Origin of the sequence: Kineococcus haloalkalitolerans, assembly GCF_050871905.1 — a bacterium.
Lineage (GTDB): Bacteria > Actinomycetota > Actinomycetes > Actinomycetales > Kineococcaceae > Kineococcus.
The window spans coordinates 58356-79781 of record NZ_JBJLSH010000013.1 but is presented as its reverse complement, the minus strand read 5'-3'; the positions used below and the strand labels follow the sequence as shown (position 1 = coordinate 79781).

Here is a 21426-nt window from a genome sequence, read left to right as displayed (position 1 = left end):
ACCCTCGAACACTCCACCACAACTACCAACCACGCGGGCCGCTGCCACCCCCCCCCCCCCCCCCCCCCCCCCCCCCCCCCCCCCCCCCCCCCCCCCCCCCCCCCCCCCGGCGAGCGCGTGGAGGTGCTCAGCGAGGCCACCGGGACGCTCGTCGGGCTGGGGGAGCGGCCGCGGCCGACGCGCGAGCGCGCGCTGGGGCCCGGCGACGTCCTCGTCTTCTACACCGACGGCCTCATCGAGCAGCGGGCCCGGCCCATGCGCGACGGGCTGACGGTCCTCGTGGAGACGCTGGAGGGCGTGCGCGCCCCGGACGCCGCCGGCATCGGCGAGGAGCTGCTGCAGGGGCTCGGCGAGGCGCCCGAGGACGACACGGCCCTCGTGGTCGTGCGCGTGCCCGAGGACCCGGCGGACGTCGGCGACGCCCCGGCCCGCACAGCCGACACCCCGCGCCGGCGCCGCTGGCAGCTGCCGCCGGACCCGTCCTCCGTGGGCAAGGCCCGGCACGCGACCCTGCGCGCCTGCGCCGTGTGGGGCCTGGAGTGCGGTCCGCAGGCCGAGATGGTCGTCTCCGAGCTGGTCGCCAACGCCGTCCTGCACGGCTGGGGCACCGTCGGCCTGCGCCTGTTCGACCTGCCCACGGGCCTGCGCGTGGAGGTGGAGGACGACAGCCCCGAGGCGCCCCGCGTGGTCGACCCCCGCGGCGACGGCGGCGGCGGCCACGGCATGCGCCTGGTGGAGCGGCTGGGCCGCTGGGGCTGGCAGCGCACGCGCCGCGGCAAGCTCGTGTGGGTGGAGCTGCACCCCGTGGCCCCGCCCCCGCCCGCGGAGCCCCCGACCCCCGGACCCCGGACCCAGGACCGAGACCCAGGAGCACGATGACCAGCCCGACCAACCTGCTCGGCGGCCCGCCGCCCACCCACCTGCCCGCCGCGCCCGCGGTGGACGCGGCCCTGGCCGGCGGCGGAGACCCGCGCGAGGTGGCCGCGGCGCACCCGTCGGCCTCCCTGCCGTGGGCGCTGCTGGCCGAGCGCGCCCTGGACGCCGGCGAGGCCGTGGCCGCCTACGCGTACGCCCGGACCGGCTACCACCGCGGCCTGGACGCGCTGCGCCGCGCCGGCTGGCGCGGGCACGGCCCGGTGCCGTGGGCGCACGAGCCGAACCGCGGCTTCCTGCGGGCGCTGGCCGCCCTGCAGCGCGCCGCCACGGCCATCGGCGAGGAGGAGGAGTCCACCCGCTGCCGGCAGTTCCTCGGCGACTGCGACCCCGCGGCCGTCGGGCAGCTGCTGCCGGACGCCGCCCGGTGACCGCCGAGCACGAGGCGCCCGAGCACGAGACCCCCGAGCCGGACGTGCCGCCGCTGGCGGCCACCCGCGAGCGGCCCGTGGTCGTCGTCGGGGCCGGGGTGTCGGGGCTGTCGTGCGCGCGCGTCCTGGCAGACGCCGGCGTGCCCGTGCGCGTCCTGGACCGCGGTCGCCGCCCCGGGGGGCGGATGAGCGGCCGGCGCGTGGAGACCGCGGTGGGCGTGCACGTCGCCGACCTCGGCGCCTCCTACCTGACGGCCTCCGACGACGCCTTCAGCGCGCAGGTGCGCGACTGGGAGGCCCGCGGGCTGGCCCGTCCGTGGACCGACACCTTCGCCGTGGTGTCCGGGCGGGCCCGCGACGGGGCGCGGCTGCGCCCCGACGCCGAGGACGGCCGCAGCAGCGGGCCGGTGCGCTGGGCCGCCCCGGCGGGTCTGCGCTCCCTCGTCGACGACCTGGCCGCCCCGCCCGGGCGCGCGCCGGTGGAGGTCGTCGGCACCACGGACGTGGAGTCGGTCGACGCGACCGCCGACGGGCCCGTCGTGGACGGGGTCCCCGCGGCCGCCGTCGTCCTGGCGATGCCGGACCCGCAGGCCGCCGACCTGCTGCCGCGCATGGTCGCCACCCGCCTGGACGTGTCCGCGCGCTGGAACTGGCGCCCCTGCGTCGCCGTCTACGCCGCCTGGCCGCGGCGCTGGTGGCCGGACTTCGACGGCGCGTTCGTCAACGACTCCGACCTGCTGGTCTTCCTCGCCGACGACGGCGCGCGCCGCGGCGACGGCGCCCCCGTGCTCGTCGCCCACGCCGGGCCCGACGTGTCCGCCGACCACCTCGACGACCCGGCCGGCGTCGTCGGCGACGTCCTCGCCGAGCTGGGCCCGCTCCTGACGGGCGGGTCCACCCCCGAGCCGGACTGGGCGCGCGCGCACCGCTGGTCGCTGGCGCAGCCGCTGCGCCAGCACGCCGAGGAGCCGTTCGGCTTCGACGGGGCCAGCGGCATCGGCGTGTGCGGGGACGCCTGGGGCCGCACCTCCAAGGTGGAGACGGCCTGGGTGTCGGGGCGCGCGCTGGGCCTGGAACTGGCCCGCCGCGCGGGCTGAGCGCGGAGTCGTGGCCGCGGGCACCGGTAAGCTGCCCGCGGTCACCGGCGCCGGCCCGGCGCGGTCGGCCGGCTCAGCCGCCTGAAGGAAGCAGGGGATCTCATGCCCGCGATCGTGCTCGTCGGCGCCCAGTGGGGGGACGAGGGCAAGGGCAAGGCGACCGACGCCCTCGGCGCCCGCGTCGACTACGTCGTGAAGTTCAACGGCGGCAACAACGCCGGGCACACCGTCGTCGTGGGCGACGAGAAGTACGCGCTGCACCTGCTGCCCTCGGGCATCCTCACCCCTGGGGTCACCCCCGTCATCGGCAACGGCGTCGTCGTGGACCCGGCCGTGCTGTTCGAGGAGCTGGACGCCCTCGAGGCCCGCGGCGTGGACTGCTCCAAGCTCCTCGTCTCGGCCTCCGCGCACGTCATCGCCCCCTACCACCGCAGCCTCGACCAGGTGACCGAGCGGTTCCTGGGCAAGCGCAAGATCGGCACGACCGGCCGCGGCATCGGCCCCACCTACGCGGACAAGATCAACCGGGTGGGCGTGCGGGTCCAGGACCTGTTCGACGAGAGCATCCTGCGGCAGAAGGTCGAGGGCGCCCTCGACCAGAAGAACCACCTGCTCGTCAAGGTCTACAACCGCCGCGCGGTCTCGGTCGACGAGACCGTGGAGACGCTGCTGTCCTACGCGGAGCGGCTGCGGCCCATGGTGCGCGACGTCAGCCTGGAGCTGTCCGCGGCGCTGGACCGCGACGAGGTGGTGCTGTTCGAGGGCGGTCAGGCGACGCTGCTGGACATCGACCACGGCACCTACCCGTTCGTCACCAGCTCCAACGCGACGGCCGCCGGTGCGTGCACCGGTTCCGGCGTCCCGCCGAACCGCATCGACCGCATCATCGCCGTCGTCAAGGCGTACACGACCCGCGTGGGCGAGGGGCCGTTCCCCACCGAGCTGCTCGACGCCGACGGGGAGAAGCTGCGCCAGGACGGCGGGGAGTTCGGCACGACCACCGGCCGCCCGCGCCGCACCGGCTGGTACGACGCGGTGATCTCCCGCTACGCCGCGCGGATCAACGGCGTCACCGACTTCGTCCTGACGAAGCTGGACACCCTCACCGGCTGGGAGCGGATCCCGGTGTGCGTGGCCTACGACGTCGACGGCGTGCGCCACGACGAGATGCCGATGTCGCAGAGCGACTTCCACCACGCCACCCCGGTGTACGAGTTCCTCGACGGCTGGAGCGAGGACATCACCGGCGCGCGCACCACCGCGGACCTGCCCAAGGCCGCGCAGCGCTACGTCGAGGCGCTGGAGGAGATGTCGGGGGCGCGGATCTCCGCGGTGGGCGTGGGCCCGGACCGCGAGCAGACCGTCGTGCGCCACGACCTGCTGGGATGAGCGGGGAGACCCCCGCCGGCGCCCCCGCCGGTGCTCCCGCCGGTCTGAGCGTCCACCACGCGCCCACGGCGCAGGTGCCGGCGCTGACGCTGTACGCGCTGCTGAAGCTGCGCGTGGACGTCTTCGTCGTCGAGCAGGAGTGCGCCTACCCGGACCTCGACGGCCGGGACGCCGAACCCACCGCGGTGCAGCTGTGGGTCCAGGCGGCCGACGGGAGCGTGGCCGCCACGGCGCGGCTGCTGGCCGAACCGGGCGGGCGCGCCCGCATCGGGCGGGTCGCCACCGCGCGCGCGCACCGCGGAGCCGGTGCCGCCGGCGCCCTGCTGCGCAGGGGGATCGAGCTGGCGGGGGGCGCCGATGTCCTGCTGGACGCGCAGTCCCACCTGGCCGGCTGGTACGGGCGGTTCGGTTTCCGCGTCGTGGGCGAGGAGTACCTCGACGACGGCATCCCGCACCTGCCGATGCTCCGCACCGCCTGACACAGCTGCTGTACAGGGGTTCCCAAGGGCACTCGGCGTGACTAGGTTCTCACGCATCGCATCGGAGACGGTCCTCCGGCGGGCGCCGGTGACCGTCCGAACCGGAGGAGCGCTGTGCGCCGACCAGCCGTCCTGTCCGTCGCCCTGCTCGCCGCGGGTTCCCTCGTCGTCCCGGCCGCCCCGGCCGCGGCCGTCGACGAGGTGGACACCACGCGGCTGCGCGAGGCCGTCACCGCCAACGGGATCGTGGGTCACCTGCGCGTCCTGCAGCGCATCGCGAACGAGAACGGCGGGAACCGCGCCTCGGGCACCGCCGGGTACGAGGCGTCGGCCCGCTACGTGCAGGAACGGCTGCTGCGCGCCGGGTACGACGTGGAGCTGCAGGAGTTCACGTTCCCCTACTACGAGGAGCTCACGCCCACCTCGCTGGCGCAGACCTCCCCGCAGGCCGCCGACTACGAGACCCGCGCGTTCACCTTCTCCGGCAACGGGCAGGTCGAGGGCGCCGCCCGCGTCGTGGACTTCGCCGACGAGCTGCCGTCCACGAGCGGCTGCGAGGCCGGCGACTTCGCCGGGTTCCCCGCCGGCGCGATCGCCGTGCTCCAGCGCGGCACCTGCTCCTTCGCCGTCAAGGCCGCCAACGCCGAGGAGGCGGGAGCCGCGGCCGCCGTCGTCGTCAACGCCGGCGTCGAGGACCCCGAGGAGCTCCTCAACGGCACTCTCGGCGGTCCCGGTACCGGCATCCCCGTCGTCGGGCTCAGCGCCGCAGCGGGCGCGGCGCTGGTCGCCGCCGCCACCGCGGGGGAGGTCGAGCTGGCCGTCAACGTCGACACCCTCCTGGAGGACCGCACCACCTGGAACGTCCTCGCCGACTCCCCGACGGGCGCCGCGTCGCGCACCGTCGTCGTCGGCGCCCACCTCGACTCCACGCTGGAGGGTCCGGGGATCAACGACAACGGCACCGGTGTGGCGGCCGTCCTGGAGATCGCCGAGCAGATGGCCGAGCTGGGCGTGCACAACCGCCAGCGGCTGCGGTTCGCCTTCTGGGGCGCGGAGGAGCTGGGCCTGCTCGGCTCGGAGCACTACGTCGCGCAGCTGTCCGACCGCGAGCTGCGCGCGACCTACGCGAACCTCAACTTCGACATGCTCGGCTCGCCGAACTGGGTGCCGTTCGTCTACGACGGCGACGGCTCGGACACCCCGCTGGCCGGCCCGCCCGGGTCCGCGCGGATCGAGCGCCTGTTCACCGACTTCCTCGAACCCCGCGGCGGCTCGGTCCCCAGCGAGTTCAACGGCCGCTCGGACTACGGCCCGTTCATCGCGGTGGGGATCCCCGCCGGCGGCCTGTTCAGCGGCGCGGAGGGTGTGAAGACGGAGGAGGAGGCCGAGCGCTTCGGCGGCACCGCCGGCGAAGCCTACGACTCCTGCTACCACACGCCCTGCGACGACACCGGGAACGTCTCCACCGAGGCGCTCGCCGTCCTCGGCGACGCCGCCGCGCACGCCACGATGACGATGGCCCGCACGAAGACCGGGTTCTTCGAGGACCTCAGCCGGAACCCGCGGGCCGGCGCCCTCGACGCGCCCGCGCGGAACGCCGCCTGACGGTCCTCGCGCCGGGGTCCTGCCGGACCCCGGCGCGGCGGACCGGCGGCTCGCCCGGGTCGTGGTCGGCGGCTCCCTCCGCCAGGATCGTCGGCGCCCGACGTCCCCGGCCGACAGGTGCCCCGCATGCCCGACGACGACAGCACCCCACCCGGTGCGGCGCCCGCCGAACCCCCGGCGGGACCGGCCGGCCCCGGCGCGACGGCTCCAGCGCGGGCGGTCCCGCTGCTGGTGGGGCTCGCCGCCGCGGTCGTCGTCGTGGCCGGTCTGCGCGCGTTCTCCGCGACGATCGGCCCGGCCTTCCTGGCGCTCGTGCTGGTCCTCGTCGTGCACCCGGTGGAGCCGTGGCTGCGCCGGCGCGGTGCGCACGGCTGGCTCAGCACCCTCGTGGTGGTGGTGGCGCTGTACGCGCTCGTGCTCGGCATGGCCGCGGCCCTCGCCTGGTCGCTGGTGCGCCTGGCGATGCTCCTGCCGCAGTACACGAGCCGGTACTACGAGCTGCAGGGGCAGGTGCTGGGCCTGCTCGGCGACCTCGGCGTCGGCCAGTCGCAGGTCACGCGGGCGGTGGCGGGCATCGACCCCTCCCGCTTCGTCGGCTGGGCGCAGACCGTGCTGGAGCAGTTCCTGGCCGTCGCCACCGCCTTCTCGTTCCTGCTCTTCCTGCTGTTCTTCCTGGCGCTGGACGCCGCCGTCTTCCCCAAGCTGCTGGCCCAGTCCAGCTGGTGGCACCCGCGGATGGTGGCGGCGTTGACCGCCTTCGCCGCCGGCACCCGCCGCTACCTGCTGGTGGCCACGGCCTTCGGACTGGTGGTGGCGGCGATCGACGTCGGCGTCCTGTACTGGCTGGCGGTCCCGCTGCCGCTCGTGTGGGGGTTGCTGGCGTTCGTGACGAACTACGTCCCGAACATCGGCTTCTTCATCGGTCTGGTGCCGCCCGCGCTGCTCGCCCTGCTCGACAGCGGACCGCGCGACGCGCTGCTCGTCGTCGCGCTCTACACGGTCGTCAACGTCACCGTCCAGGGCCTGCTGCAGCCGAAGATCGTCGGCAGCGCCGTCGGGTTGTCGGCGACGCTGACCTTCCTGTCCGTGATCTTCTGGGGGTGGGCGCTGGGCGTCCTCGGTGCGATCCTGGCGGTGCCGCTGAGCCTGCTGGTGCGCGCCGTCCTCGTGGACGCCGACCCGTCGGCGCGCTGGCTGCTGCCGCTCGTCAGCGGCAACCCGCGCGGGGTCCGTCGGCGGGGCGTGCGCCTGGGCCGCACCGGCGCGGTCGGCGCCACCGTGGCGCCCCCGCCCGGTTCGGGCCACCCGCCGCCCCCACCGCAGGAGCACCGGGAGTGAGCCGCACCCCGCGCCGGGGGGAGGGGCGCCGAGCCTCAGTCCTCCCGCACCGCGGTGCGGATCGCCAGGCCGTCCAGGTAGCTCGCCACGTTCGCGCGGACCTGCTCGACGGTGTCGCCGCCGAACTTCTCCAGCACGGCGTCGGCGAGCACGAGGCTGACCATGGCCTCCGCGACGACGCCGGCGGCGGGCACGGCCGCCACGTCCGAGCGCTGCGCGATCGCCTGCGCCGCACCGCCGGAGGCCGTGTCCACGGTGTCCAGCGCGCGCGGCACCGTCGAGATCGGCTTCATCGCCGCGCGGACCCGCAGCACCTCGCCGTTGCTCATGCCGCCCTCGATGCCGCCGGCGCGGTCGGTGCGCCGGCGCACGGTCATCCCGCCGGTGCCCTCACCGCCGTCGGTGCGCTCGATCTCGTCGTGCGCGGCCGAGCCGCGGCGGCGGGCCGTCTCGAACCCGTCGCCCACCTCGACGCCCTTGATGGCCTGGATGCCCATGAGGGCCGCCGCCAGCCGGGCGTCCAGCTTGCGGTCCCAGTGCACGTACGAGCCCAGGCCCGGCGGCAGGCCGTGCACGACGACCTCCACGACACCGCCCAGGGTGTCGCCCTCGGAGTGGGCGGCGTCGACCTCGGCGACCATCCGCGCGCTGGTCCCCGGGTCCACGCAGCGCACCGGGTCGGCGTCGACGCGGTCGCGGTCCCCGCGGGCCGGGACGACGCCCGCGGGGGCGCTGACGGTGCCGAACGAGACGACGTGGGACAGCACCTCGGCGCCGACGGCCTGCTCCAGGAAGCGGCGGGCCACCTCGCCGAGGGCCACGCGGGTCGCGGTCTCGCGCGCCGAGGCGCGCTCCAGCACCGGCCGGGCGTCGTCGAAGCCGTACTTCTGCATGCCCGTCAGGTCCGCGTGCCCGGGGCGCGGGCGGGTCAGCGGCGCGGAGCGGCCGCGGGCCGGCAGCCGGCCCGGCTCGTCGTAGCGGCGGCCGTCGGCGTCGGCGGGGTCGGCGGCCATGACCTCCTGCCAGCGCGGCCACTCGGTGTTGCCGATGCGCAGCGCCACCGGCCCGCCCTGGGTGCGGCCGTGCCGGACGCCGCCGATGACCTCCAGCTCGTCCTGCTCGAAGGCCATCCGGGCGCCGCGGCCGTGGCCGAGGCGGCGCCGGGCCAGCGCCGCCCGGATGTCGGCGCTGCTCACCTCCACACCGGCGGGCATCCCCTCGAGGATGCCCGCGAGGGCGGGGCCGTGGGACTCGCCTGCCGTCAGCCAACGCAACACGGGCTCGATTGTGCCGCACGGCGTCCGGGCACCCGCCCGGCGAGGGCCGTCAGGAGCCCGTCGGCGGCCTCGTCGGCCGTCCCGTCAGTCGGCCAGGTCCGACAGCAGGGGGTCGATCCGGTAGGGGACGAGCTCGCGCATCGCCAGGGAGGTCCGGGTGCGCACCACGCCCGGGATGGCGAGCAGGCACTGCCCGACGCGGTAGAGGTCCTCGGCGTCGCGGGCCACGACCCGGCACATGAGGTCGCCGTCGCCGGTGATGCCGTGGACCTCCAGCACCTCGGGCGTCTCGCGCAGCTGCGCCAGCGTCTCCTCCTGCCGGCCCTGCTGGATCTCGATCATCACGAACGCGGAGACCGAGAAGCCCAGCGCGGCCGGCGCCAGCCGGCGGGAGAAGCGGTGCAGCACCCCGTCGGTCTCCAGCCGCTCCAGGTGGGCCTGCACCGTGCCGCGGGCGAGCTGCAGCCGGCGGGACAGGCCGAGCACCGTGGCCCGCGGGTCCTCGTCGAGGGCGAGGAGGATCCGGGCGTCGATGGTGTCGAGGCGGCGCACGGGCGACATCCTGTCGCACGCGGGGCGGTGCTCGCCGACGATGTGCCCACGGCGCGCGGCGGGCGCTGTGCACGGACCGCCCCGACGGGCCCGGACGCGCGCTGCGCGATCAGCCGGTGGCCGCCGCCGACCGCCGCAGCTCGCGCCGCAGCCGGCCGAAGGTGCGCGGCGACGACAGCGCCGCCACCGCCACGAGCCGACCGTCGCGGTGCCAGGCGGCCACCAGCGGCCCCTCCGGGGTGCCCTCCACGAGGCTCTCCTCGTCCCCGGGCTCCGGGCGCCCGGCCAGCTGCACGCGCACCGCGACCGGGTCCGGCGCGTCCGCGCCCGACCAGCGCAGGTCCGACCACACGTACGGCACGGCGCCGAACCGGTCGGTCGAGGCGCCGCCCGACAGCAGCGTGCGCACGGCCACCGCGGGGCGCTCCACCGCGGGCGTCCAGTGCTCCTCGCGGCGGACGCGGCCGTCCGGGCCGCGCACGGCAGCCGCGTCGCCCACCGCCACCAGCCAGGGCGCCGCCGTGGCGCCCCGGTCGTCGGTCACCACGCCGAGCGCGGGGTCGGCCAGCTCGACGACCTCCCGCTCGGCGCTCACCACCCGCGCGTGCCGCAGCCAGCCCGTGGCCGGGTCGGCGCCCACGGCCGCGACGACGACGTCGGCGGCGACGACCTCCCCGCCGGCCAGCCGCACCTCGGGCGCGCCCCCGGCGCCGGTCCCCACCCCGGTGACGGCCGCGCCGGTGCGCCAGCGCACCCCCGCCGCGGTGTGCCGGCGGGCGACGGCGTCCCCGACGTGCGCGCCGAAGACGCCGCGGGCGGGCGCGTCGCCGCGGTCCAGGACGGTCACCTCCAGCCCGCGGGCCCGCCCCGCCGCGGCGACCTCGCCGCCCAGCAGCCCGCCGCCGACGACGGTGAGGTGCCGGCCCGGGCGCAGCTCGCCCGCCAGCGCGGTGGCGTCCTCCAGCGTGCGCAGCACGTGGACCCCGGCCGGCAGGGCGCCCCCGGCGGTCGGGCCGGGCGGTCGCCGCGCCCGCGCGCCCGTCGCCACGACGACGCCGTCCGCGGGCAGCTCCTCGCCGTCGGCCAGCAGGACCGCGCGGGCGTCGGTGTCCAGCCCGGCGGCGGGCACGCCCAGGCGCCAGTCCACGCCCAGGTCCTCGTCGCCGTCCTCGGCCAGCGCCAGGTCCCCGGGGCCGCTCGTGCCCAGCAGCACGCCCTTGGACAGGGGCGGGCGGTCGTAGGGCGCGTGCGGCTCGGCGCCGACGACGACGAGGTCGCCGTCGAAGCCCTCCGCGCGCAGCGCCCGCGCGCTCCACAGCCCCGCCAGCGAGGCACCCACGACGACGACCCGGCGCAGCTGCGGCACCCCGGCAGCATCTCCCACGCCTCCCGGGACCACCTCCCCGGGCGGCGCGCGCCGGTGAGAGCCTGGGGCCGGGACCGCCGGCCGCACCGGCGGCGGCAGCGCGCGACGACGGGGGGTGCCGGCCGTGACGACCAGCGTCTTCGACCTCTTCACCATCGGCATCGGGCCGTCCAGCTCCCACACGGTGGGGCCCATGCGGGCCGCGCACGCCTTCGCCGAGCGCCTGGCCGCCGCCGGGGACCTGGAGCGCACCGCGCGCGTGCGCTGCGAGCTGTTCGGCTCCCTCGGCGCCACCGGGCACGGGCACGGCACCGTGCCCGCGGTCGTCCTGGGCCTGGCGGGGGAGCAGCCGCAGCTGGTCGACCCGGACGCGGCCGGCCCGCTCGTGGAGGCGGTGCGCACCTCCGGGCGGCTGCCGCTGGCCGGCCGGCACCCCGTCGTGTTCTCCGTCGACGAGGACGTCGTCCTGCACCGGCGCGCGCGGCTGCCGTTCCACCCCAACGGCATGGTGTTCGAGGCCCTCGACGCGGCGGGCGTCCTCGTGCAGCGGCGCACCTGGTACTCGGTCGGCGGCGGGTTCGTCCTCGACGAGGACGAGACGGACCGCGAGACGCTGCTGGCGGACCCGACGCCGGTGCCGCACCCGTTCACCACGGGCGCCGACCTGCTGGAGGTCACCGCCCGCACGGGGCTGCGGGTCAGCGACGTCGTGATGGCCAACGAGGTCGCCCGCGGGCGCAGCGAGGCGCAGGTGCGCGAGGGCGTGCTGGCGGTGTGGGCGGTCATGCGCGGGTGCGTGGCCCGCGGCGAGCGCGCCACGGGCACGCTGCCGGGCCGCCTGCGGGTGCGCCGGCGCGCGGCGGCCCTGCGCGAGCGGCTGCTCGCCGAGCCGGAGGGCGGCGACCCGCTGCGCGCCCTGGAGTGGGTGGGGCTGTGGGCGATCGCCGTCAACGAGGAGAACGCCGCCGGCGGGCGCGTGGTCACCGCCCCCACCAACGGCGCCGCCGGGATCGTGCCCGCCGTGCTGCACCACTACCTGCGGCACGTCCCGGGCGCCGACGAGGACGGGGTCGTGCGGTTCCTGCTCACCGCGGCCGCGGTCGAGGTGGTCGTCAAGGAGGGCGCGTCGATCTCCGGGGCCGAGGTCGGCTGCCAGGGGGAGGTCGGGTCGGCGTGCGCGATGGCCGCCGCGGGGCTGGCGGAGGTCCTCGGCGGCACCCCGGAGCAGGTGGAGAACGCCGCCGAGATCGGCATCGAGCACAACCTCGGCCTGACGTGCGACCCGGTCGGCGGGCTCGTGCAGATCCCCTGCATCGAGCGCAACGCGGTGGGGGCGGTGAAGGCCGTGACGGCGGCGCGGATGGCGCTGCGCGGGGACGGCCGGCACCACGTGAGCCTGGACGACGCGGTGCGCACGATGCGGCAGACGGGCGCCGACATGAAGGAGGAGTACAAGGAGACCTCCCGCGGCGGGCTCGCCCTCAACGTCGTGGAGTGCTGACGGCGCCCTCCTCGCGCGCCGGGCCGAACACCACCACGGCGGCCGCGCAGACGGCGAGGCCCACCAGGGTCGCCGGGCGCAGCGGGTCGCCGAACACCGCCCACGCCCACAGCGCCGTCACGGGCGGTGTCAGCCACAGCAGGGTGCTGGCCCGGGCGGGGCCCGAGCGGCGCACGACGGCGACGTAGCTGCCGTAGCCGCCGATCCCGGCCAGCACCGCCGACCAGAGCACCGCGCCGGCGAAGCCGGGCACCGGCGGCGGGGCCAGCGCGCCGGTCGCCAGCGCCCACGCGCTGAACACGACGGCGCTGACGGCGCTGTGCGCGGCCAGGGTGGTCATCGGGCCGCCGGGCGCGGGCCAGCGCCGCTGCAGCACGGTGCCCACGGCCAGCGAGGCGGTGGCCGCCACGGGCAGCAGGACCGCGGCGCCGCCGAAGGTGCCCGCGCGCAGGTCCCCGGAGACGACGACGGCCACGCCGGCCGTGCCCACGACCAGGCCCACCAGCCGGCGGGCGCCCACCCCGCGCCGGCTCGTCAGCGCCACCAGCAGCACCACGAGGGCCGGTTGCAGGGCCGCGACGAGGGCCGTGGTGCCCGCCGGGACGCCCGCGGAGACGGCGGCGAAGACGCCCGCGAGGTAGCCGACCTGGACCAGCAGGGCGAGGACGACCTGGCGCAGCAGGTCCGCGGCGCTCAGCCGCGCCCCCCAGGTGCGCGCGGCCCGGACGAGCCAGGGGACCAGCAGGACGGTGGTGAGCAGGTAGCGCCACGCCAGCGTCGTGGCCGGCGGGGCGTGGGGAGCGGCGAGCTCGGCGCCGATGAAGCCGGAGCTCCAGCAGACGACGAGGCCCGCGCCGAGCAGCAGGTCGCGCGAGCGCCGGCCGGTGGTCCCGGCCACCGGGTGGTCGAGGGGTGCCTGGACGGAGTCCTGAGCAGTCACCCCTTCAGGTAACCATACCGGTCGGTATACTCACAGTCCAGCGGACGTGGGCGACGATGGGCGGGTGGAGGTCGAGCGGGTGGGTGCGGGAGACGTGGTCGAGGAGAGCGGCGGGGCCCGCTGGGACGTGGCGCCCGTCCTGGCGCCGCTGCCGGAGCTCACCCCCGCCGGGACGCGCCTGCTCGACGCCGCCAGCGAGCTGTTCTACGCCCGCGGGGTGCGCGCCGTCGGGGTCGACCTCATCGCCGAGGCCGCCGGGACGACCAAGAAGACCCTCTACGACCGCTTCGGGTCCAAGGACGCGCTCGTCGCCCTCTACCTGCTGCGCCGCGCCCACCGCTGGCGACGGCACCTGCTCGAGCACGTCGGGTCCGCCGGCCCCGCGCCCGCCGACCGCGTGCTCGCCGCCTTCGACGCCGTCGAGGCGTGGATGGGCGAGCAGGAGCGCGGCTGCGCGTTCGTCAACGCCTACGCCGAGGTCGGCGGCACCGACCACCCGGCCGTGCCCGTCGTGCGCGCCGAGAAGGCCTGGATGCGCCGCTTCTTCGACGACCTCGCCGGCGACGAGCGGCTGGGCGCCCAGCTGCACGTGCTGTACGAGGGCGCGATGGTGACGATGACCGCCGGCGGGGACCGCGACGCCCCGCGCACCGCGCGGGAGGCCGCCCGCGCGCTGGTGGCCGCCGCGGCCCGGTGAGCGCCCCCGGCCCCCCGGCGGTCGCGGGCAGGCACCGGCGGGCGGTGCTCACGGCACCTCGAGCCGGGTCAGGTCGACGCCGTCGGGCGTCACGGTGACGAGGGTGCGGTCGGGCACGTCGGTCCAGGCGGGGTCGTCGTCCCACGGTTCGCTCGCGAGGGCCACGCCGTCGGGGGTGCGCAGGACGCTGAGGGTGTCGCCCCACGTGGTGGCGACCAGGCGCTCGCCGTCGGTGGCCAGGACGTTCAAGCGCGCGGTGGGATCGGCGGCGCCGGCGGCGGCCACCCGTCCGGCCAGCTCCCCGGGGTCGGCGAGCAGGTGCGCGGCCAGCACCGCGCTGTCGCACACGGACTCCGCCGCGGGCCAGGCCGCGGCGGGCAGGACGGCGCGGTCCACGACGCCGTTGTGGGACAGCAGCCAGCGCCCGCGCGCGAAGGGGGCGCAGGCGCTCTCGTCGGCGGGCATCCCGACGGTGGCGTCGCGCACGGCGGCGAGCACGCAGCCCGAGGCGACGTGCGGGGCGACGGAGGTCAGCGACGCCTCCGCCCACACCGGCCGCGGGGAGCGCCAGCGGGCGGGTTCGGGCCGCGCGGGGCTGTACCAGCCGACGCCCCACCCGTCGGCGTTGACGGTGCCGTGCGCCTGCCGCCGCGGCTCCCAGCTCTGGTGCAGCAGGCCGTGCGCGGGTTCCAGCAGGAGCTCCGCCAGGGTCCGCGGGGCCCCCAGCCAGGCGAGGTGGCGGCACACTCAGGCGTCCCAGGCCAGGCGCAGGCCGGTGAAGACCTGCCGCCGGACCGGGAGGTCCCAGTTGCGGAACGAGGGGCGCACCGCCTCGGCGGCGGTGGACCACGCACCGCCGCGCAGCACGCGGTAGCGGCCGTCGAAGAACGGGGCGGAGTAGTCCGCGTAGAGCATCGCCGAGAAGCCCGGCCACGGGGCGAAGACGGAACTGGTCCACTCCCACACGTCGCCGATCATCTGCTCGGCGCCGCACGCGGAGGCGCCCGCGGGGTACGCGCCGACCTGGGCGGGCCCGAGCGCGGTGCCGCCGAGGTTCGCGCGGTCCGCCCCGGGCGGTGCGTCGCCCCACGGCCAGCGGCGGCGCCGGCCGGCGGCGGGGTCCCACACGCAGGCCTTCTCCCACTCCACCTCGGTGGGCAGCCGCCCCCCGGCCCAGCGCGCGTACGCCTGCGCCTCGTGGAAGTCCACGTGCTGCACGGGTTCGGCGGGGTCCACGGCGCGCACGACGCCGAACCGGCGCCGCGTCCACCAGCCGGCGCCGTCGGGTTCCCACGACATCGGCGCGCGCAGCCCCTGCCCGCAGCGGTGGGCCCAGCCCTCCGCGGTCCACAGCCGCGGGTCGTCGTAACCGCCGGCGGCGACGAACGCGGCCCACTCGCCGCAGGTGACGGGGACGCGGGCGATGCGGAACGCGGGCACGTGCACCTCGTGCCGGGGCAGTTCGTTGTCCAGCGCCCAGGGCTCGACGGCGGGGTCCGCGCCCAGCGGGAACGGGCCGGCCGGGACGAGGACGGCGTCGGCGGGCACGGGCCGGCCCGGCGGGGTGGGGGTGGGCGCCAGCAGGGGTGCACCGGCGCGCAGGTTGTGGGTGGCCAGCATGGTCTCGCCGTGCTGGAACTCGTGCTGGGCGACCATGCCGGCGGGGAAGTGGACGTCGTCGGGCCCGGAGCGCTCCAGGGCGTCCAGGACGCGCCCGCGCACCTCGGCGAGCGCGCGGCGGGAGGCGGCCGGGTCCAGCAGCGGCAGCTGCGTGCGGGTGGCGCGGGGGTGCTCGAACGCGTCGTACAGGCAGGCGACCGCCGGGTGGAAGACGGGGTCGCGGTCGGGGTCGGCGGCCTGCAGCAGCCACTGCTCCTCCTGCTGGCCGACGTGGGCGAGGTCCCACACGAGCGGGCTCATCAGCGGGGAGTGCTGGGCGGTCAGCTCCGCGTCGTCGGCCCCGGTGAGGGCGAGGGTGGTGCGGCGCGCGGACCCCAGGGCGGCGACGGCCGCCTCCAGCCCGGCCGCCCCGCCCGCGGCGGGGGTGGTCGTCGGCGTGCCGGTCATCGCAGCTCCTCCGCGGTCAGGCAGGCGGCCGGACCGTCGCGGCGGGCCCGGTCCAGGACGAGGTCGGCCGGGTGGCGCCCGGCGTCGAGCAGGTCCGCCCACGCCTCGACGCACCCGCGCAGGGCGGCGGGCACGGCGGGCAGGGCGGCGTCGAGGAGGCCGCGGGCTGCGCGGGCGGTGTCGGGACCGCAGCCGTCCACGACGGCGGCGGCCGCGTCGGCGGCGCGCTCGTCGTCGACGACGGTGGCGACGACGGCGGTCAGGCCGGGCCACCAGGCGGCGGGCAGGGCGTCCAGGACGCGCAGCTCGAGGAACCCGCGCACCCGCACCGGCGGCCACAGGGTGCTCAGGTGCAGGTCGACGTCGGCGCCGGTGGGCGCCCGTCCGTGCAGCGGCCGGCGCCCGCTCGCCCAGTCGGCCAGGGTGACCGGTCCGCGCACCGCGCGGCAGGGGGCGTGCTCGCCGTCGCGCACGAGCATGACGGGCGCCGAGAGCGCGAACGCGGCCCACGCCCCCGCCGGATCGGTGGCGCCGGTGCCGCCGGCGCCACCGGCGGGGCGGGTGCAGCGGCCGGGTTCCAGGCGGCGCCACACGCCCTGGCGGGTCGAGCGGGTGCCGTCGGCGCGGCCGGCGAGCAGCGGGCTGCAGGCGCCCAGGGCGGCGAGGGCCGGCAGCAGCCGGTGCAGGTGCGCCAGCCGGTGCGGCCACCGTTGGGCGGGACCGGCGTCGAGGTTGACCTGCAGGGAGGCGGTGGAGCACATCATGGCGGCGCCGTCCGCGGCGTGACCGGCGGCGGCGAAGTGCTCGGCCATCGCCGCGTACCGGGACCCGGGGTGGACGCGCTCGGGCGTGCGCACGAGGTCGGTGCCGGTGCTCAGCAGGGCGACGCCGTCGGCGGCCAGGACGGCGTCGACGTGCGCGGCGTCGCGGCGCAGCGCCTCCACGGCGGCCGCCACGCCCGGCAGCGGCGGGCTGGACAGCTCCACCTGACCGCCGGGTTCCAGGGTGACCCGGCTGCCGGCGGGCGGGACCACCCCGCGCAGCGCGCCGTCGAGGCGGTCCCAGGCGACGCGGCGGCCGGGGCGGCGCAGGTCCACCGCGTGCCGTTCGAGCTCCAGGCCGACGGAGCCCGGCGGCCCGTCGCGGAGGGCGCCGGCGGTGATGCGCGCGCGGACGCCGTCGACGTCGAGGGGAGCGTCGAGGGGGGCGTCGAGGGGGGCGTCGTGGCCCCCCGCCCCGTCACCGGGCGTCCGCTCGACCGAGGGCAGCGCTGACACGGGGCCCCTTCCAGGTCCGGACCGGCTCCCTGAGGAGCCGCGGGTCGGCGTGGGGCCACCGGTCGTGGCCTCGTCGCGAGACTGGCACGCGCCCCCGGCACCGGCAAGAGCACCCGCGCACCCCGCCGCGCCCCCCGCCGCGCCCCCCGCCGACCGGGCCACCACCCCGGAGGACGGGCTCGCGGCGGACACCGGTGAGCGACGATGGACCGCGTGCGGGAGGCGGGCGCGGTGGAGGGCGCGGTGGAGGGCGCGGTGGGGGACGCGGTGGAGGACGCGGTGGGCGCTCCGGGCGACGGCCCCCGGCTGCTCGTCGTCGACAACCACGACTCGTTCACCTTCAACCTCGTCGAGCTGCTGCACGAGGTGACGGGCGTGCGCCCCCGCGTCGTCGCCAACGACGACCCCGGGTTCTCCCTGGCCGACCTCGACGCGCACGACGGGGTCGTCCTGTCCCCGGGGCCCGGCTCCCCGCACGTGCCCACGGACCTCGGGCACTGCTCCGCCGTCCTGGCCGCCGCGCGCGTGCCGGTGCTCGGCGTCTGCCTGGGCCACCAGGCGATCGCCGCCGCCGCCGGCGGCACCGTCGGCCCCGCCCGCGAACCCGTCCACGGCCGCGTCTGGCCCGTCCACCACCGCGGGGACGGGCTGTTCGCCGGGCTGCCCGGACCCCTGGAGGCCGTGCGCTACCACTCCCTCGTCGTCACCGACCCCGGTCCCGACCTCGTCGTCGACGCCTGGACCGCCGACGGGGAGGTCATGGCCCTGCACCACCGCGAGCGGCCCTGGTACGGCGTGCAGTTCCACCCCGAGTCCGTCAGCTCGCGCGCCGGGCGGGAGCTGCTGCGCGCGTTCACCGCGCGGTGCGGCGCGGGCAGCCGGACCTCGGTGACCGCCGTTCGCGCGGTGGACACGCTGCCGCGCAGCACTTCCCGGGACGTCGTCGCCGGTCCCGCCGCCCGCCGCACCGTGCGGCCCGCGCCCGGCTGGACGCCCGCCCTGGCCCACGAGCTGCTGTTCTCCGGCGCCGCCGTGGCCGCCTGCCTGGCCGGCGACGCGGAGGGTTTCGGCCGCTCCGGGCGCTCGGTGTCCGTGGCCGTCGCCGGGGACGCCGGCTGGTGGGCGCGCGCCGACGACGCCGTCCCGCGGGTGGACGTCGAGCGGGCCGGGAGCGTGGTGAGCGAGCACCTGACCGCCGTGGAGTGGCTGGAGCGCACCTGCGCCCGGTTGCCCGAGGTTCCCGGCCACCCCGGTCTCGTCGGGTTCCTCGGCTACGAGGCCGCCTGCGCCGACCTCGACCCGCCCGCGGAGTTCGCCGCCACCCCCGACGCGGTCTGGGTGTTCGGCGACCGCGTCGTGCAGTTCGACCACGGCAGCGGCGAGGTGGAACTGCTCGCCCTGGGTGACGGCGCCGAGGAGTTCACGGCCGCGGCGGCCGAGCTGCTGAGCGCACCGCCGCCGCCGGCGCTGCCCGGCCACGGCGTGCGTGTGATCGGGGCCGGACCGCGCGCGCGGCACGGGCGCGCGGAGTACCTGGACCTCGTCGGCGCCTGCCACGACCTCATCCGCCGCGGGGAGTCCTACGAGCTGTGCCTGACGACGGCGCTGTCCGCCGACGTGGAGGGGTTCGCGGCCGAGCGCGTCCTGCGCGCCCTCGTCGCCGAGCGGCCCGTGCCCTCGGCGGGCGTCGTGCGCTGCCCCGGCACGAGCCTGGTCAGCCTGTCCCCGGAGGGTTTCCTCGACGTGGTCCCCGACCCCGCCACGGGGACCCGCACCGCCCGCAGCCGCCCCATGAAGGGCACCCGCCCGCGCGGGGCCGACCCGGCCGAGGACGCGCGGCTGCGCGCCGAGCTGGCGGCCTCGGAGAAGGACCGCGCCGAGAACCTCATGGTCGTCGACCTCGTGCGCCACGACCTCGCCCACGTCGCCGTGCCCGGCAGCGTGCGCGTGGAGGAGCTGTTCGGCGTCCACGCCTTCCCCGCCTCGCACCAGATGACCAGCACCGTCGCCGCGGAGCTGCCCGCCGGCGTGCCCACCGTCCGCTGCGTGCGGGCGCTGCTGCCCGGCGGGTCCATGACCGGCGCGCCCAAGCTGCGCACCGTGCAGCTGCTGCGCCGCCTCGAGGGCGCGCCCCGCGGGATCTACTCCGGCGTGCTCGGCGTGCTCGGCGCCGACGGCTCCGCGGTGCTGGGCATGGTGATCCGCTCGTTCGTCCACCACGGCGGGCTGCTGACGTACGGGGTCGGGGGAGCGGTCACCCAGCTGTCCGACGCCGCCGACGAGCACGCCGAGGTCCTCGTCAAGGCCCGGCCGTTCCTCGACGTCGTCGGGCCCCTCCCGCCGCGCGAGGACCGGGCCGCCCGCGGTCGCTGACCCGTCCCGGGTCCGGTCGCCACCGGCCGCGGGCGGGAAGCCCCCTGACGCTCAAGACCTGCCCGGTGGCCGCCGAAGCGGTGGGAGGCGCGCTCGCGCCCCGACGGCGAGGAGCCCACGCATGCCCGCAGCACCCGAGAGCGGCCACCGGTCGTCCTGGATCTCCGACCGGCCCGTCGGGGTGCGCATCGGCGCCGGCGTCGCCGTCGGCGCGCTCGTCGCCCTCGCCGTGGGCGGGGTCGCCGCGGCCCGGCTGACGGACCTGCGCGACGCCACGGCCGCCACCTACTCGCAGAGCGTGCAGCCGCTGGTGGACCTGTCCGCGGCCCAGCGCGGCTACCAGGCCGCCAGGGCGCGGGTCGTGGAGTACCCCGCCGCCAGCCCGGAGGTCCGCGCGAAGCTGCTCACGCAGTTCGAGGAGAAGTCGGCCGACCTCGCCGCCGGCCTCGACGCGTACGCTCCCCACGCCGCGGACCCGGCCCAGGTGGAGGCCCTGCGCGCCGCGCAGGAGCAGATCAGCGCGCTCTTCCTCGACACCCTCGTGCCGCAGGCCGACAGCGGTGACGTCACCGGCGCGGCCACGACCTACCGGGAGGTGGTCCTCCCCGTGGTCACGACGGGCGCCGACGCCATCGAGGCGGCCGGCGCGGCGGAGGAGGCCGCCGCCAGGGCCCGCACGGACGCCGCCACCGACGCCGCGTCCTCCGCGCTGCTGCTCGTCTGGCTGGTCCTGGGCGCGGGCCTGGCGCTCGCCGGGCTCGTCGCCGTCGTCGTCGTGCGCGGCATCACCCGACCCCTGAGCCGCGTGTCCGACGTCCTCGACGCGGTCGCCGAGGGCGACCTCACCCGGGACGCCGGGATCCGCAGCGGCGACGAGATCGGGCGCATGGCGCAGAGCCTGCAGCGCGCGACGACGCACCTGCGCACCGTCGTGCAGTCGATCACGGCGACGTCCTCGTCGCTGGCGCGGTCCAGCACCGAGCTGTCCTCCACCAGCGCCGAGCTCGCCGGCCACGCCGACGCCGCCGCCAGCCAGGCGGGAGTCGTCTCCGACGCGGCGCAGGAGGTCTCGCGCACGGTCTCGACCCTCGCCGCGGGCAGCGAGGAGATGGGTGCCAGCATCCGCGAGATCAGCGTCAGCGCCGCCGAAGCGGCCCGCGTGGCGGAGCAGGCGGTGGAGACCGCCTCCGCCGCCGACCAGACCGTCAGCAAGCTCGGCGACAGCTCCCGCGAGATCGGCGACGTCGTCAAGGCCATCACCGCCATCGCCGAGCAGACGAACCTGCTGGCGCTCAACGCCACCATCGAGGCGGCCCGCGCGGGAGAGATGGGCAAGGGGTTCGCGGTCGTCGCCGGCGAGGTGAAGGAACTCGCCCAGCAGACCGCCCGCGCCACCGAGGACATCACCCGCCGCGTCGACGCCATCCAGGCAGACACCGGTCACGCGGTCAGCTCCATCGCGCAGATCCGCGAGGTCATCGCCCGGATCAGCGACTACCAGACGACCATCGCCTCGGCCGTGGAGGAGCAGACCGCGACGACGGCCGAGATGAACGGCAACGTCAGCGAGGCGGCGAACTCCTCCGAGGACATCGCGCGCAACATCTCCACCATCGCCGGCACCGCGGGGGCCACCACCCGCGCCGCCGAGCAGACCCGGCAGGCGTCCGCCGACCTGGGCGCGCTGTCGGCCGAGCTGTCGGAGTCGGTGGGCCGCTTCCGCGTGTGAGCCGGGCCGTCCCGCCCGCTCCAGCGGGCGGGACGCCGGGTCCTCCTAGCTGCGGGGCGTCCCCACGTGGACGACGACCTGGCCGTCGACGACGGACACGGCGTGCGTGCGCACCGGGCGCACGGCGGGCGGGCCGGACGGTCGTCCCGTGCGCAGGTCGAACGCGGAGGCGTGCAGCGGGCACTCCACCGAGCAGTCCTCCACGAAACCCTCCGACAGCGACGCCTCGGCGTGCGAGCAGGTGTCGTCCAGGGCGTAGAACTCGCCCGCGTCGTTGAACACCGACACGGGCACGTCGAGGTCCAGGCGCAGCACCTCGCCGGGCGGCAGGTCGCCCACGGCGCAGGCGACAACGTCGTTCGGTCCGGTCTGCGCTGGCATGGCTCCCCGTCGTGGTCGGTGGTGCGTGATCAGTGCGTGATCAGTGCGTGGTCG

19 protein-coding genes are annotated in these 21426 nt (G+C 77.4%); 11 read left to right on the top strand and 8 right to left on the bottom strand.

Annotated elements, in window-relative coordinates:
- Nucleotides 1-117: 117 nt before the first annotated feature.
- From ACRYMY_RS07500 to ACRYMY_RS07470, 7 genes are all read left to right on the top strand, one after another.
- The gene (locus ACRYMY_RS07500; protein WP_432546639.1) at nt 118-879 is read left to right on the top strand and encodes a SpoIIE family protein phosphatase; all 762 of its coding nucleotides are present in this window, start codon (nt 118-120) and stop codon (nt 877-879) included.
- Complete coding sequence (locus ACRYMY_RS07495; RefSeq protein ID WP_432546638.1) at nt 876-1304, top strand: DUF3151 domain-containing protein; 429 nt, start codon at nt 876-878, stop codon at nt 1302-1304. The genes ACRYMY_RS07500 and ACRYMY_RS07495 overlap by 4 nt, the downstream gene beginning before the upstream one ends.
- Nucleotides 1301-2401, top strand: coding sequence for an NAD(P)/FAD-dependent oxidoreductase (locus ACRYMY_RS07490; protein WP_432546637.1), 1101 nt, complete (start codon nt 1301-1303; stop codon nt 2399-2401). The genes ACRYMY_RS07495 and ACRYMY_RS07490 overlap by 4 nt, the downstream gene beginning before the upstream one ends.
- Nucleotides 2402-2503: 102 nt before the next feature.
- Nucleotides 2504-3790, top strand: a complete 1287-nt coding sequence (locus ACRYMY_RS07485; RefSeq protein ID WP_432546636.1) for an adenylosuccinate synthase — start codon at nt 2504-2506, stop codon at nt 3788-3790.
- A complete protein-coding gene (locus ACRYMY_RS07480) occupies nt 3787-4269 on the top strand; it encodes a GNAT family N-acetyltransferase (RefSeq protein WP_432546635.1) in 483 nt (160 codons plus the stop codon). Before ACRYMY_RS07485 ends, ACRYMY_RS07480 begins: the two co-directional genes overlap by 4 nt.
- A gap of 114 nt (nt 4270-4383) precedes the next feature.
- Complete coding sequence (locus ACRYMY_RS07475; protein WP_432546634.1) at nt 4384-5874, top strand: M20/M25/M40 family metallo-hydrolase; 1491 nt, start codon at nt 4384-4386, stop codon at nt 5872-5874.
- Between the two features lie 126 nt (nt 5875-6000).
- Entirely contained in the window at nt 6001-7212 is a 1212-nt protein-coding gene (locus ACRYMY_RS07470) for an AI-2E family transporter (protein ID WP_432546633.1), read from the top strand.
- A gap of 35 nt (nt 7213-7247) precedes the next feature.
- On the opposite strand, the gene aroC is transcribed toward ACRYMY_RS07470, so the two are convergent.
- The 3 genes from aroC to ACRYMY_RS07455 all read right to left on the bottom strand — a co-directional run bounded on the left by aroC (nt 7248) and on the right by ACRYMY_RS07455 (nt 10407).
- A complete protein-coding gene (gene aroC / locus ACRYMY_RS07465; protein ID WP_432546632.1) occupies nt 7248-8489 on the bottom strand; it encodes a chorismate synthase in 1242 nt (413 codons plus the stop codon).
- Between the two features lie 84 nt (nt 8490-8573).
- Nucleotides 8574-9050: an Lrp/AsnC family transcriptional regulator gene (locus ACRYMY_RS07460; protein WP_432546631.1), complete on the bottom strand. Its 477-nt coding sequence runs from the start codon at nt 9048-9050 to the stop codon at nt 8574-8576.
- A gap of 100 nt (nt 9051-9150) precedes the next feature.
- Nucleotides 9151-10407 (bottom strand): NAD(P)/FAD-dependent oxidoreductase, encoded by a 1257-nt coding sequence (locus ACRYMY_RS07455; RefSeq protein WP_432546630.1) that lies wholly within the window; start codon nt 10405-10407, stop codon nt 9151-9153.
- 124 nt (nt 10408-10531) lie between these two features.
- Here ACRYMY_RS07455 and ACRYMY_RS07450 point away from each other — a divergent pair, with 124 nt between their 5' ends.
- On the top strand, nt 10532-11908 hold the full coding sequence (locus tag ACRYMY_RS07450; protein ID WP_432546629.1) for an L-serine ammonia-lyase: 1377 nt from the start codon (nt 10532-10534) through the stop codon (nt 11906-11908).
- On the opposite strand, the gene ACRYMY_RS07445 is transcribed toward ACRYMY_RS07450, so the two are convergent.
- Nucleotides 11889-12848, bottom strand: a complete 960-nt coding sequence (locus ACRYMY_RS07445) for a DMT family transporter (RefSeq protein WP_432546628.1) — start codon at nt 12846-12848, stop codon at nt 11889-11891. The genes ACRYMY_RS07450 and ACRYMY_RS07445 overlap by 20 nt on opposite strands.
- 64 nt (nt 12849-12912) lie before the next feature.
- Here ACRYMY_RS07445 and ACRYMY_RS07440 point away from each other — a divergent pair, with 64 nt between their 5' ends.
- Nucleotides 12913-13545: a TetR/AcrR family transcriptional regulator gene (locus tag ACRYMY_RS07440; RefSeq protein ID WP_432546627.1), complete on the top strand. Its 633-nt coding sequence runs from the start codon at nt 12913-12915 to the stop codon at nt 13543-13545.
- A 48-nt stretch (nt 13546-13593) separates the two neighbouring features.
- Here ACRYMY_RS07440 and egtC read toward each other — a convergent pair whose 3' ends face one another.
- From egtC to ACRYMY_RS07425, 3 genes are read right to left on the bottom strand one after another with little or no spacing between them, the layout of a single operon-like run.
- Entirely contained in the window at nt 13594-14292 is a 699-nt protein-coding gene (gene egtC / locus ACRYMY_RS07435) for an ergothioneine biosynthesis protein EgtC (RefSeq protein WP_432546626.1), read from the bottom strand.
- The gene (gene egtB, locus ACRYMY_RS07430; protein WP_432546625.1) at nt 14293-15612 is read right to left on the bottom strand and encodes an ergothioneine biosynthesis protein EgtB; all 1320 of its coding nucleotides are present in this window, start codon (nt 15610-15612) and stop codon (nt 14293-14295) included.
- The gene (locus tag ACRYMY_RS07425; RefSeq protein WP_432546624.1) at nt 15609-16889 is read right to left on the bottom strand and encodes a glutamate-cysteine ligase family protein; all 1281 of its coding nucleotides are present in this window, start codon (nt 16887-16889) and stop codon (nt 15609-15611) included. Before ACRYMY_RS07425 ends, egtB begins: the two co-directional genes overlap by 4 nt.
- Before the next feature lie 213 nt (nt 16890-17102).
- On the opposite strand from ACRYMY_RS07425, the gene ACRYMY_RS07420 reads away from it, so the two are divergent.
- Together ACRYMY_RS07420 and ACRYMY_RS07415 are read left to right on the top strand one after the other, a co-directional pair.
- Nucleotides 17103-19262, top strand: a complete 2160-nt coding sequence (locus tag ACRYMY_RS07420) for a chorismate-binding protein (protein WP_432546623.1) — start codon at nt 17103-17105, stop codon at nt 19260-19262.
- A gap of 121 nt (nt 19263-19383) precedes the next feature.
- Nucleotides 19384-20991 carry a methyl-accepting chemotaxis protein gene (locus ACRYMY_RS07415; protein WP_432546622.1) on the top strand — a complete coding sequence of 536 codons (1608 nt, stop codon included), beginning with the start codon at nt 19384-19386 and terminating at the stop codon, nt 20989-20991.
- A gap of 45 nt (nt 20992-21036) precedes the next feature.
- Here the strand turns inward: ACRYMY_RS07415 and ACRYMY_RS07410 are convergent, their stop codons facing one another.
- A complete protein-coding gene (locus ACRYMY_RS07410) occupies nt 21037-21372 on the bottom strand; it encodes a bifunctional 3-phenylpropionate/cinnamic acid dioxygenase ferredoxin subunit (protein WP_432546621.1) in 336 nt (111 codons plus the stop codon).
- Between the last annotated feature and the right edge of the window lie 54 nt (nt 21373-21426).

Coding starts and splice junctions, on each gene's coding strand:
- ACRYMY_RS07495 (WP_432546638.1), top strand. CDS start 876: ATGACCAGCCCGACCAACCTGCTCGGCGGCCCGCCGCCCACCCACCTG.
- ACRYMY_RS07485 (WP_432546636.1), top strand. CDS start 2,504: ATGCCCGCGATCGTGCTCGTCGGCGCCCAGTGGGGGGACGAGGGCAAG.
- ACRYMY_RS07480 (WP_432546635.1), top strand. CDS start 3,787: ATGAGCGGGGAGACCCCCGCCGGCGCCCCCGCCGGTGCTCCCGCCGGT.
- ACRYMY_RS07470 (WP_432546633.1), top strand. CDS start 6,001: ATGCCCGACGACGACAGCACCCCACCCGGTGCGGCGCCCGCCGAACCC.
- ACRYMY_RS07460 (WP_432546631.1), bottom strand. CDS start 9,050: ATGTCGCCCGTGCGCCGCCTCGACACCATCGACGCCCGGATCCTCCTC.
- egtB (WP_432546625.1), bottom strand. CDS start 15,612: ATGACCGGCACGCCGACGACCACCCCCGCCGCGGGCGGGGCGGCCGGG.
- ACRYMY_RS07415 (WP_432546622.1), top strand. CDS start 19,384: ATGCCCGCAGCACCCGAGAGCGGCCACCGGTCGTCCTGGATCTCCGAC.
- ACRYMY_RS07410 (WP_432546621.1), bottom strand. CDS start 21,372: ATGCCAGCGCAGACCGGACCGAACGACGTTGTCGCCTGCGCCGTGGGC.